8 protein-coding genes are annotated in these 14,604 nt (G+C 68.7%); 2 read left to right on the top strand and 6 right to left on the bottom strand.

Features of this window, described 5'->3' with window-relative positions:
• The first annotated feature begins 161 nt into the window (after nt 1-161).
• Together ggt and AC3IPP_RS05310 are read left to right on the top strand one after the other, a co-directional pair.
• Entirely contained in the window at nt 162-1,907 is a 1,746-nt protein-coding gene (gene ggt / locus AC3IPP_RS05305) for a gamma-glutamyltransferase (RefSeq protein ID WP_489150609.1), read from the top strand.
• Nucleotides 1,908-1,961: 54 nt separating this feature from the next.
• Nucleotides 1,962-4,415 (top strand): zinc-dependent metalloprotease, encoded by a 2,454-nt coding sequence (locus tag AC3IPP_RS05310; protein WP_489150610.1) that lies wholly within the window; start codon nt 1,962-1,964, stop codon nt 4,413-4,415.
• Nucleotides 4,416-4,572: 157 nt separating this feature from the next.
• Here the strand turns inward: AC3IPP_RS05310 and AC3IPP_RS05315 are convergent, their stop codons facing one another.
• The 6 genes from AC3IPP_RS05315 to AC3IPP_RS05340 form a co-directional block, all read right to left on the bottom strand.
• Nucleotides 4,573-5,694 (bottom strand): P1 family peptidase, encoded by a 1,122-nt coding sequence (locus AC3IPP_RS05315; protein ID WP_489150611.1) that lies wholly within the window; start codon nt 5,692-5,694, stop codon nt 4,573-4,575.
• Nucleotides 5,691-7,307: an ABC transporter ATP-binding protein gene (locus AC3IPP_RS05320; protein WP_489150612.1), complete on the bottom strand. Its 1,617-nt coding sequence runs from the start codon at nt 7,305-7,307 to the stop codon at nt 5,691-5,693. Before AC3IPP_RS05320 ends, AC3IPP_RS05315 begins: the two co-directional genes overlap by 4 nt.
• Before the next feature lie 2 nt (nt 7,308-7,309).
• The gene (locus AC3IPP_RS05325) at nt 7,310-8,167 is read right to left on the bottom strand and encodes an ABC transporter permease (protein WP_489150613.1); all 858 of its coding nucleotides are present in this window, start codon (nt 8,165-8,167) and stop codon (nt 7,310-7,312) included.
• A complete protein-coding gene (locus tag AC3IPP_RS05330; RefSeq protein ID WP_489150614.1) occupies nt 8,164-10,737 on the bottom strand; it encodes an ABC transporter substrate-binding protein in 2,574 nt (857 codons plus the stop codon). The genes AC3IPP_RS05325 and AC3IPP_RS05330 overlap by 4 nt, the downstream gene beginning before the upstream one ends.
• A gap of 63 nt (nt 10,738-10,800) precedes the next feature.
• Complete coding sequence (gene aptA, locus AC3IPP_RS05335; RefSeq protein WP_489150615.1) at nt 10,801-12,132, bottom strand: omega-aminotransferase AptA; 1,332 nt, start codon at nt 12,130-12,132, stop codon at nt 10,801-10,803.
• A gap of 133 nt (nt 12,133-12,265) precedes the next feature.
• Entirely contained in the window at nt 12,266-14,464 is a 2,199-nt protein-coding gene (locus AC3IPP_RS05340) for a TonB-dependent receptor (RefSeq protein WP_489150616.1), read from the bottom strand.
• Nucleotides 14,465-14,604 lie beyond the last annotated feature (140 nt).

Consider the following 14,604-nt stretch of genomic DNA (forward strand, 5'->3'; position numbering starts at 1 on the left):
CCGATATCCGAAATAATGAGCGCAATAATCACTAAAATATGCCCTTGAAGTCATCTTTTTAGCAATGCTATCGCTTTTTCTTGCGATCTGAAGCCGATCGCCGGGGGCCGGTCGTCTGTTGTTTGCAGCGGACGCGCGGCGGATTGTGACGGGGGCTGTCAATGCACATCAACAAACCTAAAAGTCTTGTCGCCTTGGCGGCGGCCTTGCTGTTGGTCGGCGGGCCGGTTCTGGCGAAGCAGGCGGCGACTCAGGTCCGGCCCGCCACCGGCAGCGGCGGCGACATCGTCAACTACGGCCAGATCCACAGCCCCGTGGTGGGCCGCGGCGGCATGGTGGTCAGCCAGAGCGACCTGGCCACCCGCGTCGGCGTCGAGATCCTGCGCCAGGGCGGCAATGCTGTGGACTCGGCCGTCGCAGTCGCCTTCGCCGAGGCGGTGACCCTGCCGCGCGCAGGCAACATCGGCGGCAGCGGCTATATGGTCCTGCATATGGCGGCCACGGCCGAGCGCCCGGCCCAGACCATCGCCATCAACTATTACGGCACGGCGCCGGCGGCGACGACGCCGGACCTGCTGCTGGACGACAGCGGCCGGTTTGACCGCTCCAAGCCGTCGGGCTTCATCAACGTCTCGGTGCCGGGCACGGTCATGGGCATGTGGGAGGCGCACGCGCGCTTCGGCTCCATGCCCTGGGCCGATCTGGTCGCGCCGGCGGTCAAGCTGGCCGAGGAAGGTTATGTCCTGTCGGACGGCGAGGCCGACGCGACGGCGGGCCGGGCGCAGGTGCTGGCGACCGATCCGGGAGCGCGTGAAGCCTATCTGAAGGCGGACGGAACCCCGTATCGCGCGGGCGAGATCTTCCGCCAGCCGCTGCTGGCCGAAAGCCTGCGCAAGGTAGCGCGCGGCGGGGCGGACGAGTTCTACAAGGGCGAGCTGGCGCGTCAGATCGTGGCGGGCGTCCAGGCGGGCGGCGGCGTCATCACCATGGCCGACATGGCCGCCTATCGCGCCGATGTGTCCGAGCCGATCTGGGGCAGCTATCGCGACCACCGGATCGCCTATATGCCGCCGACGGCCTCGGGCGTCAGCGTCGCCCAGGCGCTGAACCTGCTGGAGCATTTCGACCTGCGGTCGATGGGGTGGGGCAGCGTGGACAGTCTGCACCTGATCTCCGAGGCGATGAAGATCACCTCGTCGGATCGTCGCCTGATCGGCGGGGCGCCGCAGTGGACCACCCCGGCGCACGGCCTGGCCAGCAAGGAATTCGCCGCCGAACGGGTCCGGCTGATCTCGCCGGACAAGACGCTGAAGGCGGCCGACATCCCCGAGGGCAACCCCTATCCCTATGAGAGCAAGGACACGACCCACTATTCGGTCGCGGACGCCTTCGGCAATGCGGTGTCGAACACCTACACCCTGTCCAACTCCTATGGCGCGCACGTCGCCCCGGTGGGGACGGGCATCCTGCTGAACAACCACATGGACAACTTCTACTGGGGCTCCGAAGGGCAGCCGAACTCGCCCGCGCCGGGCAAGCGTCTAGGCTCGACCATCACGCCGATGATCGTGTTCGAGGACGACAAGCCTTGGCTGGTCACGGGCACGCCGGGCGGCGGCTACATCATCGCCACCATGGTGCAACTGATCTCCAACGTCATCGATCATCGGCTGAACGTGGCCGAGGCGGCCATGCGCCCGCGCCTGAACCAGGGCGCCGGGAACAGCCCTCTGGAGCTGGAGGGCGGTTTCTCGCCCGACGTGGAGCGTCTGCTGCGCGAGCGCGGCCATACGGTGCGTCCGTCCATGACAATGGGCAGCACCCAGTCCATCATGGTCGAGGGAGATCGATTCCTGGGCGCCGCCGACACCCGTCGGCCGGACGCCCTGGCGTTGGGCGTTCGCTGACCCTGGGAGGCGGCCGCTAAAAAACTATCGGGGCTCGGAGGGGGAATACCGATGATGCGTAAGGTTCTGCTGGCGGGCGTCGCCGGCCTAGTTCTGGTCGCCGGAGCGGCGCCTGTGGTTCACGCTCAGGCGGGAGGCTCGACGAGCCGTCCCTCCGCCTCGGCGGCGTGGCAGGACGGCCTGTTCGACGTTCGGCTGGATCGCGAGAAGGGCCGCGTCCTGGCGCGCCTGTCGGCCCCAGACGCGGAGGGGGTGATCGGCCGCTACCTGTATCAGCCGGGCCTGTCGGCGGGGCTGGGCATGGATGGGGCGGGGCTGGACCGCTCGGGCCTGGGGCAGGCGCAGATCGTCGCCTTCCACAAGGTCGGCGGCCGGGTGTTCGCCCGGTTCGAGAACCATCGCTTCCGCGCCATCGACGCCAGTGCGGACGAGCAGAATGCGGTCGCCGCCTCCTTCGCCCCCTCGACCGTCTGGGCAACGGATGTGATCGAGACGGGGGCCGACGGCTCGGTCGTCGTCGATCTGTCAGGCTTCCTGACGCGCGATGCGGTCAACATCGCAGGGCGGCTGAAGCGGGCGAGCCTGGGGACGTTCAAGGCGGCGCCGGACCTGGGCCATCTGGCGCTGGATCAGACCCTGGTCTTCCCGAACAATGTCGAGCTGCAGACCGTCCAGACCTTCACCAGCGACGAGCCGGGCGGCGAGCTGTCGCGCATCGCGCCGGATGCGCGCGCCGTCACCCTGACGGTCCAGCACTCCTTCATCCGCCTGCCAGACGACGGCTTCCAGACCGTGCCGCACGATCCGCGCGGCGGCAGCATCAGCCAGGCGATGGCGGTGGACTTCGCCGCGCCGCTGGACCAGCCGGTCATGAAGCGGATGGCGCGCCGTTTCCGCCTGGAGAAGACCGATCCGACCGCCGCCCGGTCGGCGGTGAAGAAGCCGATCGTCTTCTACGTCGATCGCGCCGCGCCCGTCGCCATCCGCGAGGCCCTGATCGAGGGCGGCGACTGGTGGGCGCAGGCCTTTGAAGAGGCAGGCTATCTGAACGCCTTCCGGGTCGAACTGCTGCCCGAGGGCGCGCATCCGATGGATGCCCGCTACAACATCATCGCCTGGGTTCACCGCGAGACGCGCGGCTGGTCCACCGGCAGCACTGTCAGCGATCCGCGCACCGGCGAGATCGTGCGCGGCGTGGTGCAACTGGGCTCGCTGCGGGACCGGCAGGACAAGATGATCATCGAGGGCCTGGTCGGCGCCGCGCGCGCCGGGACGGGCGGTGAAGATGATCCCGACCGTCTCGCCTATCACCGCCTGCGCCACCTGTCGGCGCACGAGATCGGCCACTCCATCGGCCTGGCCCACAACTTCGCCGCCTCGACCTATGAGGGGCGGGCCTCGGTCATGGACTATCCGGCGCCGTGGGTGATCGCGGACGGGGATCGGCTGGACTTCAGCCAGGCCTATACGACCGGCGTCGGCGCCTGGGACCGCTACGCCATCGACTGGCTGTATGGCGATACGCCGGGGCAGGATCCGCAAGCGCGTCGCCTGGCCCTGGCCGCGGAGGCGCAAGCGAAGGGCTATCGCTTTGTCGGCGACGGCGACACCCGCCCGCTGGGCAGCCTGCAGCCCTATGGCGCCATGTGGGACAATGGGACCGACCCGACCGCCGAGTTCGCCAACACCCTGGCGGTGCGGCGCATCGCCCTGTCGCGCTTCGGTCTGGTCAATCTGCCGGCCGGGGCTCCGGCGGCGGACCTGCGCCGGGTGATCGTGCCGATCTACCTCTATCACCGCTATCAGACCACGGCGGTCGGACGTCAGATCGGCGGCGTCGACTACAGCTACGCCGTCAGCGGCGCCGGGCATGAGCGGGCCGACGTCGTGCCCGCTGACAAACAGCGCGCGGCGCTGGAGGCGCTGATGCTGGCGCTGTCGCCGGCCGAACTGGACCTGCGCGACGACCTGATCGACCTGCTGTCCTCGGTCCAGTCGGGCAATCCCGACCGCCAGACCCAGATCGAGCTGTTCGAGGGCAAGACCGACGCCGTGTTCGATCCGTCCTCGGCGGCGGCGGCGGCGACCGAGGTGGTGTTCGAAACCCTGCTGGCGCCCGAGCGGCTGAACCGTCTGGTCGAGCAGGAGCGCCGTGATCCGGGCCAGCTGGGTCTGGTCGAGACGCTGGACCGGGTGGCGGCCGCCGTCGGGTCGGGCGCGGCGTTGAGCCCGCGTCAGGCCGAGCTGCGCCGGGTCGCCCGCGCCCGCTACGCCGCCCATCTGGCCGCGCTGATTCAGGGCAAGGACCTGTCCTCGACGGCGCAGGGCGCGGTGCGCGACAGCGCGCGGCGGTTCGGCGAGCAGTTGAAGCGCTGCCGCGGCGACCGGCTGGAAACGGCCCAGTGCGCCTATCTGGCGGAAGCTCTGACCGGGCCGGTCGAGGGGCTGAAGGCGCTGAGCGAGACTTTGCCGGTGGCGCAGGCTGTGCCGCCCGGCGCGCCGATCTAAAGGCCCTTCTCCCCACCGGGGGAGAAGGTGTCAGGCGAAGCATGACGGATGAGGGGGCTAGGTCTGCAAACGCGGACGTCGAGAGCCTTGAGGCGTCCCCCTCATCCGAGCGCCTCCGGCGCCCACCTTCTCCCCCGGTGGGGAGAAGGGGCGTTGGTTACATCTCCCGCCAGGTCTTGCCGGTCACGCCCTCATAGTTGGTCGCGTGATAGACGCCGCGGGCCACGGCGCGGGCCAGAACGTCGGCGGCGACGTTGCCCAACTGGGCCACCGCGACCTGACGCATGGCCGGGTTCTCAATGACCTTTTTGCCGGTGGACAGGCTGAACAGGGTGTCGCCGTCGAAGGGCGCGTGGGCGGGGCGGATGGCGCGGGCCATGCCGTCCTGGGCCATGATGGCCACGCGCTGAAGCTCGACGCGGGTCAGGGCCACGTCGGTGGCGATGCAGGCGATGGTGGTGTTCTCGCGCGGTTGGGGCCGGAACTTGGACAGGCCCCAGTCCTCGGCCGAGGCGTGCAGGGCGGACGAGCCGAGGCCGCCGAATTCGTCGCCGATCTCATAGGGGGCGGCCCAGAAGCTCTTGCCGCCCGGCGCCACGACCGAGCCGACGCTGTTGACCGCCACGATGGCGCCGACGGTCCAGCCCGAGGCCATGACAGCCGATGCCGAGCCGATGCCGCCCTTCAGCGCGCCGGCCTCGGCGCCATAGCCGGCGCCCGCCGTGCCGAGGTCGAAGCGGTCGCCCGCGGCCTCCAGCGCCTGAACCGACAGGCGGCGATAGGGCGGCTCCATCTCCCACTGCTTGTTCCCGCCGTTGGCCAGGTCATAGAGGCAGGCGGTCGGGATGATCGGCGAGGGCGGCACGCCCGGCGCCCCGCCCATGCCGTAGCCGCGCCCGCGCATGCCCATCCAGGCCGCGACGCTGTCGGCCGAGCCGAGGCCATAGACCGACCCGCCCGACAGGATGATGGCGTCCACCTCCTGCACCAGATTTTCAGGGCGCAGCACGTCGGTCTCGCGCCCGGCGGGGCCGCCGCCGCGCACGTCCACGGCGGCCGTGGCGGGCTTTTCGGCCAGGATGACGGTGACGCCGGTGCGGACGCCCGCGTCGTGGGCCTGACCGACCTTGAGGCCCTCGACGTCGGTGATCAGGTTCAGGCGGCCGGTGCGACCCGAGGCGCGGGCGGCGCTCTGGGCGGCGGGTTTGGCGCTGGCGGCTCCTGCTGCGGAGGTTGCGGCGCCGATCAGGGCCGAGCCGAGGACGGTTCTGCGGTTCATCCGGCGTTTTCCTTTTCCAGAGCTTTATTGCGGACCAGATCCGGCGTCGCCGCCAGAAGTTTCTGCGTATAGGAGTGCGAAGGCGCGGCGAAGACAGCGGCGGTGTCGCCCTGTTCGACGATCTTTCCAGCCTGCATGACCAGCAGGCGATCCGTCACCGTGCGCACGACGCTGAGATCGTGGGTGACGAAGAGGTAGGACAGGCCGAGGCGATCCGACAGATCGGCCAGCAGGTCCAGCACCTGAGCCCGGACCGAGACGTCCAGCGCTGAGACCGCCTCGTCCAGACAGATGACCGACGGCTCGGTGATCAGGGCGCGGGCGATGGCGATGCGCTGGCGCTGGCCGCCCGAGAACTCGTGCGGATAACGGTCGGCGGCGGCGCTGGTGAGGCCGACGCGCTCCAGCATTTCATCGACGCGGCGGCGGGCCTCGGCGGGGGAGGGGCGGGCGTCCAGCAGGTGGAAGTTTTCGGCGACCAGATCGCTGACCTTCCAACGCGGATCGAAGCTGCCGTAGGGGTCCTGGAAGACCACCTGGATGTCGCGGCGGATGGACTTCAGAGCGGCGCCGCGCGCGGCGGTGATGTCGCGGCCCTTGACCCGGACGCGGCCGGCTTGCGGCGTCTCCAGCGCCAGGATGGCGCGCAGGAGGGTGGACTTGCCGCAGCCGCTTTCACCGACGAGGCCGACGCTCTCACCCGGCTGGATCGACAGGCTGACTTGATCCACGGCGCGGAAGGTCTTGGACCTTCCGAACAGGGCGGGCGCGCCGCCGTATTCGCGCACCAGTCCCTCGACCTGAAGCACGGGGGCGGCGTCGGCCTGTGGGCGGCTGCGGCGTGTCGGGGCGTGGGTGGCGTTGGCCAGCAAGCGCTGGGAATAGGGATGCGCCATGCCGGAGCGGATGCGGCTGACCGGCGCTTCCTCGACCAGTTCGCCGTCCTTCATCACCGCCAGATGGTCGGCGGTTTCGGCCACGACGGCGAGATCGTGGGTGATGAGGATCAGGCCCATGCCGTCCTCGCGCACCAGCCGCTTCAGCAGGTCCAGCACCTGAGCCTGCGTCGTCACGTCCAGCGCTGTCGTCGCCTCGTCCGCGATCAACAGTTTCGGCGTCAGGGCGATGGCGATGGCGATGGCGACGCGCTGTCTCTGGCCGCCCGACAGCTCGTGCGGATAGCGGGTCAGGGGGAAGCGTTCGGCGGGCAGGCCAACGCGCTCCAGCACGGCGCGGGCGACCGCGAGGGCCTCCTTGCGCGAGGCTTTTTTGTGCAGGCGGACTGTCTCGGCGACCTGATCGCCGATGGTCATGACGGGGTTCAGGGCCGTCATCGGCTCCTGAAAGATGATGCCCACGTCGCGGCCGCGCACCTGCTGCATCACGGCGTCTGGGGCGTTCGAGACGACCTGGCCGTTCAGACGGATTTCGCCGGTCAGGGTCGCGCGTGGCGGCGTCAGGCCCAGCACGGCCAGCGCGGTCATGGACTTGCCCGAGCCGCTCTCGCCGACGAGGCCGAGGATTTCGCCGGGGGCGACGGACAGGTTGACGTTCTTCAGGATCGGCGTCTGGCCGATCGACAGGCTGAGGTCGCGAATATCGAGGACGGTCATGATCAACGCTCCCGCCGCACGCGCGGGTCGAACAGGTCGCGCAGGCCGTCGCCGGTCAGGCTGAGGCCCAGCACGGTCACGAAGATGGCGAGGCCCGGCATGATGGCCAGCCACGGCGCGAAACCGATCATGGTCTGGGCCTCGGCCAGCATCCGGCCCCAGCTGGGCGCGGGCGGCTGGGCGCCCAGTCCGACGTAGGACAGGCCCGCCTCGGCGACGATGCCGACAGCGAACTGGATGGCGGCCTGCACGACCAGCAGGCTCATCAGATTGGGCAGGATGTGCTGGAGCGAGATCAGGGCCTTGGACTTGCCCGCCGTGCGGGCGGCCAGGATGTATTCGCGGGTCCACAGGCCTTGCGCCGCCCCACGCGAGACGCGGGTGAAGACGGGAATGTTGAAGACGCCGATGGCGATGACGGCGTTGATCGCGCCCGGTCCCATGACGGCGGTGATCATCACGGCCAGCAGCAAGGCGGGGAAGGCGAAGATCAGGTCGTTGCCCCGCATGACCAGTTCATCAATCCAGCCGCCGCGCGCCGCCGCGGTCAGGCCCAGAGGCACGCCGATGCCGACGCCGATGCCGACGGCGACGAAGGCGACGATCAGGGAGTTCTGCGCCCCCGCCATGATCATCGACAGGACGTCGCGGCCGAAGTGGTCGGTGCCGAACGGGTGGGCGGCGGAGGGGGCGGTCAGCTTGGCGGCGATGTCGACCGCCTCGACGTCGTAGGGCGTCCATGCCAACGCCAGCAGGGCGGTCGCCAGCACGACGGCGGTCAGGCCTGCGCCGACGATCAACGACAGAGGCCAGCGCACGCGGGGCTTGGCGGGGGCGGTGATGGCGGGGGCGTCGGTCATGCGCGGCGTCCCCTCTGGCGCGGATCAGCGAACAGGTAGGCGAGGTCGATCAGGAAGCTGACCAGAACCACGGCGAAGACCAGAACCACCACCACGCTCTGCACCACGATCAGGTCGCGCTGGGTGATGGCCTGGAAGACCAGACGGCCGAGGCCGGGCAGGGAGAAGACGTTCTCGATGATGATGCCGCCCGCCAGCAGGAAGGGGAATTGCAGGCCAAGGATGGTCAGGACCGGGATCCAGGCGTTGCGCAGGGCGTGTCGCCACAGGGCCTGATTGACCGACAGCCCCTTGGCGCGGGCGGTGCGGACATAGTCCTCGTTCATGGTGTCGAGCAGGGCGGTCCTCAGCACGCGGGCCAGGATGGCGGCCTGCGGCGCGGCCAGCGCCACGGCGGGCAGGATCAGGGCCTTGAAGGCAGGCCAGAAGCCGACGCTCCAGCCGGGGAAGCCCCCCGCCGAGAACCAGCCCAGGTTCACCGAGAATAGCAGGATCAGCAGCATGGCGATCCAGAAGTTGGGCAGGGCGACGCCGACCTGGGTCACGCCGATCAGGCCGGTGTCGACGGCGGTTCCCCTGCGGCTAGCGGCGGTGACGCCGATGGGCAGGGCGACCAGCAGCGACAGGACGGTGGCCATCAGGGCCAGCGGCGCCGACACCGCCAGACGTTCGGCGATCAGGTCGCCTACCGGCACCTGATAGGTGTAGCTGGTGCCGAATTTTCCGGTCAGCAGGTCGCCGAGCCAGGCGAAGTATCGCTCAAGGCCCGAGCCTTCGAGGCCCATCTGCTGGCGTAGGGCGGCGATGGATTCCGGGCTGGCGTTTAGCCCCATCATATAGCTGGCCGGGTCGCCGGGCACGACCTGCAGCAGCAGGAAGATGACCACGGTCGCCGCCAACAGAGTCAGCGCGTGACCGCCGAGCTTCTTCAGCAGCCAAGCCGCGCCGAAACGCCAGGCGACGAAGGCCAGCAGACCGACGCCCGCGATCAGGCTGATCCAGCCCCACGGCAGGCCGCCGCCCGCGCGCTCGGCGGTCGCAGCCGAGGCCGCGCCCGCGCCGGTCCAGTAGGCGCCGGTCACGTCATTGGCGGCGATGGGGCCGTTGATCCACAGGCCGTTCACGTCCGCCTTCCACACGCCGATGCGCGAGGACTGGAACAGGAAGCCGTTGACCGCGTCATCGGCGATGCGGCGTTGCAGGTCGCCCAGCAGGCGGTTGCGCGTCGGCTCGTCGGGGGCGGCGTTGACCTGAGCCAGCAGGGCGTCGAAGGCCGGGCTGTCGTAGCCGAAATAGTAGTCCTTGCGGCCATAGATGTCGTAATCCATCGGCTCGACGTGCTCGACGATGGTCAGGTCGAACTGGCGGCGCTTGAACACCTGATCCAGCCACTGGGCCCATTCCAGATTCTCGATCTTGGCGCGGATGCCCGCCTGCGCCAGTTGTGAGATCAGCACCTCGCCGCTGCGCCGGGCGTAGGGGCGGGGCGGCAGGCGCAGCGTCACGTCGATGCCGTTGGGATAGCCCGCCTCGGCCAACAGGGCGCGCGCCTTGGCCGGATCGTGGGGAGACAGGCCGGTCAGGTCGACATAGCCCGGCGCCTGACGCGAATAGTGGCTGCCGATCGGCTGGCCGAAGCCGAACATGGCGCCCTGTATCAGGGCGTCGCGGTCGATGGCGTAGGACAGGGCGCGGCGCACCCGCACGTCGTTGAACGGCGCCCTGGTGTTGTTGATGCCCAGAATGACCTTGCCCTCGGAGGCGCCGACGACGACGCGGAAGCGCGGGTCGCGCTGGAACTGGGCCACGTTCTCGGGCGCGGGATAGTTGGGGAAGGCGTCCACATCGCCCGCGCTGACGGCGGCGAAGGCGGCGGTCGGATCGCTGATGAAGCGGAAGACGACGCTGTTCAGGCGCGGCGCTGCGCCCCAGTAGCCGTCGCGGCGGATCAGGGCCAGCTGGCTGCCGCGCTGCCAGCCTTGCAGCTTGAACGGGCCGGTGCCGATGGGTGTGACGGCGTTGGTCGCGGCGCTCTTTGGCGACACCATGACTGCATCGCCCCAGGCCAGAACGTATGGCAGGGTCGCCATGGGTCGGGACAGGTGGATGCGCAGGGTCGCCGGGTCGACGACCTCGACGTTGCGGATCGGCACGAACAGGGCCTTCTGGGCGTTGGTCGAGCCTTCGGCGGTGATGCGGTCGAGAGAGAATTGGGCGACGGCGGCGTCGAACGGCGAACCGTCGGAGAAGGTCACGCCGCGCCGCAGATGGAAGGTCCAGGTCAGGCCATCGGGCGCGGCTTCCCATGACTCGGCCAGAGACGGCGCGACCGCGCCGTTCTGCGTCAGCTTGGTCAGGCCCTCGAAGACGTTGGCGTAGACGACTTCATCCACCGCCGCCGCCGCGCCCGAGGTCGGATCGAGGTTCGGCGGCTCCAGCGGCAGGCCGAGGATCAGACGGTCGCGTGGGGCCTGCGCCTCGACGGCGCCGGGCAGGGCCGCCGCCAGGCCGAACATCAGCGCGGCGGCCGCCAGCGCGCGCCGGGCGCGTCGCCAAACCTGTCGTCCCATGCCCGATGTCACGCGGTCACGCCTCCCGTCCTGATCGCAGCATCGCTCAAATCGGCCACGGCGTCAGGGCGTGTCGCGCACAATGGCGGCCAGACGGTCGATCAGTTCGTCGATCTGGGCGTGGCTGATGATCAGGGGCGGCGACAGGGCGATGACGTCGGCGGTAACGCGGATCAGCAGGCCTTCGTCGAAGGCGCGGTGGAAGACTTCCGTGGCGCGGGCGCCTGGCGCGCCGGGGCGCGGCTCCAGCTCGATCCCTGCGACCAGGCCCAGATCACGGATGTCGATGACGTGGCGCAGCCCCCTCAGACTGTGCACCGCGTCTTGCCAGTAAGGCGTCAGCTCGGCCGCGCGCTGGAACAGGCCTTCGCTCTCATAGACGTCCAGCGTAGCCAGGCCCGCCGCCGCCGCCAGCGGGTGGCCGGAATAGGTGTAGCCGTGGAAGAACTCGATGCCCGGCCTGGCCGCGCCCTCGACCACGGCCTGATAGACGGCGCTGCTGACGCCCACGGCGCCCATCGGCACGGCGCCGTTGGTCAGCCCCTTGGCGCAGGTCATCAGGTCGGGCGTGACGCCCAGCGCCTCGGCCGCCGTCAGGGCGCCCAGGCGGCCGAAGCCGGTGATGACCTCATCGAAGATCAGCAGGATGCCGTGTTGCGCCGTGATCTCGCGCAGACGCTCCAGATAGCCGATCGGCGGCACGATCACTCCGGCCGAGCCGGACATGGGCTCGACGATGACGGCGGCGATGGTCTCGGCGCCGTGCGTCTCGATCAGAGCCTCCAACTCATCGGCCAGATGCAGGCCCCAGACAGGCTGGCCGCGCGTGAAGGCGGCCTCGTCCAGGTTCAGCGTGTGCGACAGGTGGTCGACGCCGGGCAGGGTAGGGAAGCCGCGCCTGTTGTTCTCCAGCCCGCCTACGGAAATGCCGCCGAAGCCGACGCCGTGATAGCCCTTCTGGCGGCCGATCAGGCGGGTGCGGTTCTCGAACCCTCTGGCGCTTTGATAGGCGAGGGCGATCTTCAGAGCGGTGTCGACCGCTTCTGACCCCGAACCGGCGAAGAAGACGTGGTTCAGGTCGCCGGGCAGCAGCATCCCCAGACGCGACGCCAGCTCGAACGCCAGCGGATGGCCCAGCTGGAAGGTCGGGGCGTAGTCCAGAATCTCGGCCTGACGCTGGATCGCCTCGACGATCGGCTTGCGGGCGTGGCCGGCGTTGACGCACCACAGACCGGCCGTCCCGTCCAGCACGGCCCGACCATCCGGCGTGAAGTAGTGCATGTCCCTGGCCGAGGCGAACAGGCGCGGTTGCGCCTTGAAGGCGCGGTTCGCCGTGAAGGGCATCCAGAAAGGATCAAGGTCGTTTGCGGCCTTGCCGGCGTTTGCAGCGGTCATGCGGTCATCCTCTGTCTTTCGCCAGTAGCGGCTGAACCGCGACGAAAGGGAAGACTGTTACTTGTTGGGCGCAACGCGCAGATAAAAAGAGATATTTTATCTGCGCGCTCGATTTACTGAGCGGGTTGATCGATCAGTAACGCAGGGTCAGCCGCGCCCCGATCGTGCGCGGACGGCCAGGCTGGGCGATGTCTGCACTGGTGAAGAAGTTGCGCGTCAGGTCGTAGTCTTCATCGAACAGGTTGCGCGCCCAGAAGGCGATGGACCAGTCGGCGTCTTCAGGCCCCACGGTGATGCTGGCGTTGGCCAGCCAATAGGCCTCGACATCGTATTTGGCGCCCAGCCAGGACGGGTATTCGTCGCGATAGCTGTAGTTGGCCTCGGCCGTGACCGCGAAGCCGCCGACCGTCCAGTCATAGCTGACCGAGCCGCCGTAGGACCAGGCAGGGAAGGGAATCTTCTGGCCCGACTTGTCGATGTAGACGGTGGCGCGCGGCGTCTGCTGGCAGGCGCCGATGTCCAGGTCGATGAAGTCGGTGTACTCGCCCTTCTTGTAGCTGAGGTTCTGGCTGATCCGCAGACCGGCGGCGGGGCGGAAGACGCCCTCCAGTTCGGCGCCGTAGATCTTGGAATCGGCGTTGGTGAAGCGCCCGACCGGGCCGTTGACGCCGCAGACGGCCGACAGCACCTGTTGGCCGTTGTAGTCGTAGTAGTAGGCCGCGCCGTTGATCTGGACCGCGCGCGACGGATCGGCCTTGAAGCCCAGTTCATAGGCCCACAGGATTTCCGGGTCGAACGGTTCGATGCCGCTGCTGTCGCCGGTGTTGTAGGTGGTGAAGCCGCCCGACTTGGCGCCCCGGCTGGCCGAGCCGTAGATCAGGACGTTGTCGGCGGGTTTGAACTCCAGCGCCGCCTTGCCGGTTAGCGGGGTCATCTTGGTGTCGACGCTGGTCGGGGGCAGGGCGGTGGCGCCGCCGAAGGCCGAGCCGAAGCCTTCGAGCTCGCGCGTCTCTTCCTCGTAGCGCAGGCCCAGGATGGCCTTCCATCGCTCGGAGAAGGCGTATTCGGCCTGACCGAACAGGCTCCAGGACTCGACCTTCTGGTCATAGGTGACCTGGGCGTAGGTGCCGTAGATGTCGATGAAGTCCGAGAAGTAACGCTCGTCGAGATCCTGTTTCGAATAGTAGAAACCGGCCACCCAGGTCAGGGGGCTATCGTTGTCCGAGGCCAGACGCAGTTCCTGCGATAGGACATTCACATCGCTGCCGAAGAAGGTGTCGGCCTCGACCGAGGCGCTGGAATCCCAGTCGCCGTATTCGCTGCGTTCCAGCGTTTCATAGCTGGTGATGCTGGACAGGTTCATGCCCTTGAGCGCCAGATTGGCGTTCAGCGACGCGCCCCAGGAGGAGTTGTCCCGGCCCGGCTTGGCGTTCACATCGCGGCCGATGGCGTCGGCGAAACGCTGCGACAGACCCCAGCCGGTCTTGGAGCGGTCCTTGTCGGCGGGGATGACCGGACCCGCGCCCAGTCGGGTGTGCAGGTCGCTGATCAGATACAGGCCCTGGTTCTCGGACTTGTCGACGCCGCCGTGGACGTCGAGCAGGGCCGTGAAGGTCTCATTGGGCGTCCATTCCAGCAGGGCGCGGGCGCCGGTGCGGTCGGCGTCGCCCAGACTTTCGCCGGTGTCGCGGTTGCGCTGCCAGGCGCCGCCCTGTTCGGTCGAGACAGCCAGACGGCCGCGCAGGGTTTCGGCTAGCGGGCCGGAGACATAGCCCTCGCCCCGGAACAGGTTGTGGCTGCCCCATTCGGTCATCAGCCCGGCGGACAGTTCCTCGGTCGGGCGTTTGGTGACGAAGCTGATGGCGCCGCCGGTGGTGTTGCGGCCGTAAAGAGTGCCCTGCGGCCCACGCAGCACCTCGACACGGTCGATGTCGAAGATCAGTCCCTGCGTCATGACCGGGACCGGATAGGCGACCTCATTCACATAGACGCCGACGGTGGGCGAGTTGTTTGAGGCGTAGTCCTGAAAGCCCACGCCGCGCATACGGAACTGGGCCGCGCCGCCGCCGAAGGCCGGTTCGACTTCCAGGTTAGGCGTGGCGTTCTGAAGCTGGTTGACGTTGGTGACGCCCTGTTGCGTCAGGCTTTCGCCGCTGAGGACGCTGAGGGCGATGCCGACATCCTGGGCGGCCTGTTCACGGCGCTGGGCGGTGACGATGACCTCGTCGACCGTGGTGGCGGTCGGGTCGTCGGGCGCGCGTTGCGCGGCGACGGAGGTGGCGGACAGGGCGAACAAGGCCCCGGCGGAAACGCTGACCATCAGACGATTCATCGTCTTTCCTCCCCATGAGGCCGTCGCGGTCTGAAGCCGCGTTCAGCCGTCGCGACCGGGACAGCCCGGTCGCCGAACTATCTCCGCTGTCGATACTTTGTGCAATGCAGCACGTGTGTGCGGTTGCGATGATCGACGAC

The sequence above is a fragment of the Brevundimonas sp. KH_060 genome, assembly GCF_057838275.1.

Excerpts from the sequence above, each read along its gene's own strand:
- aptA (WP_489150615.1), bottom strand. The coding sequence starts at position 12,132 with ATGACCGCTGCAAACGCCGGCAAGGCCGCAAACGACCTTGATCCTTTC.
- AC3IPP_RS05320 (WP_489150612.1), bottom strand. The coding sequence starts at position 7,307 with ATGACCGTCCTCGATATTCGCGACCTCAGCCTGTCGATCGGCCAGACG.
- AC3IPP_RS05315 (WP_489150611.1), bottom strand. The coding sequence starts at position 5,694 with ATGAACCGCAGAACCGTCCTCGGCTCGGCCCTGATCGGCGCCGCAACC.
- AC3IPP_RS05330 (WP_489150614.1), bottom strand. The coding sequence starts at position 10,737 with ATGGGACGACAGGTTTGGCGACGCGCCCGGCGCGCGCTGGCGGCCGCC.
- AC3IPP_RS05340 (WP_489150616.1), bottom strand. The coding sequence starts at position 14,464 with ATGAATCGTCTGATGGTCAGCGTTTCCGCCGGGGCCTTGTTCGCCCTG.
- AC3IPP_RS05310 (WP_489150610.1), top strand. The coding sequence starts at position 1,962 with ATGCGTAAGGTTCTGCTGGCGGGCGTCGCCGGCCTAGTTCTGGTCGCC.
- AC3IPP_RS05325 (WP_489150613.1), bottom strand. The coding sequence starts at position 8,167 with ATGACCGACGCCCCCGCCATCACCGCCCCCGCCAAGCCCCGCGTGCGC.
- ggt (WP_489150609.1), top strand. The coding sequence starts at position 162 with ATGCACATCAACAAACCTAAAAGTCTTGTCGCCTTGGCGGCGGCCTTG.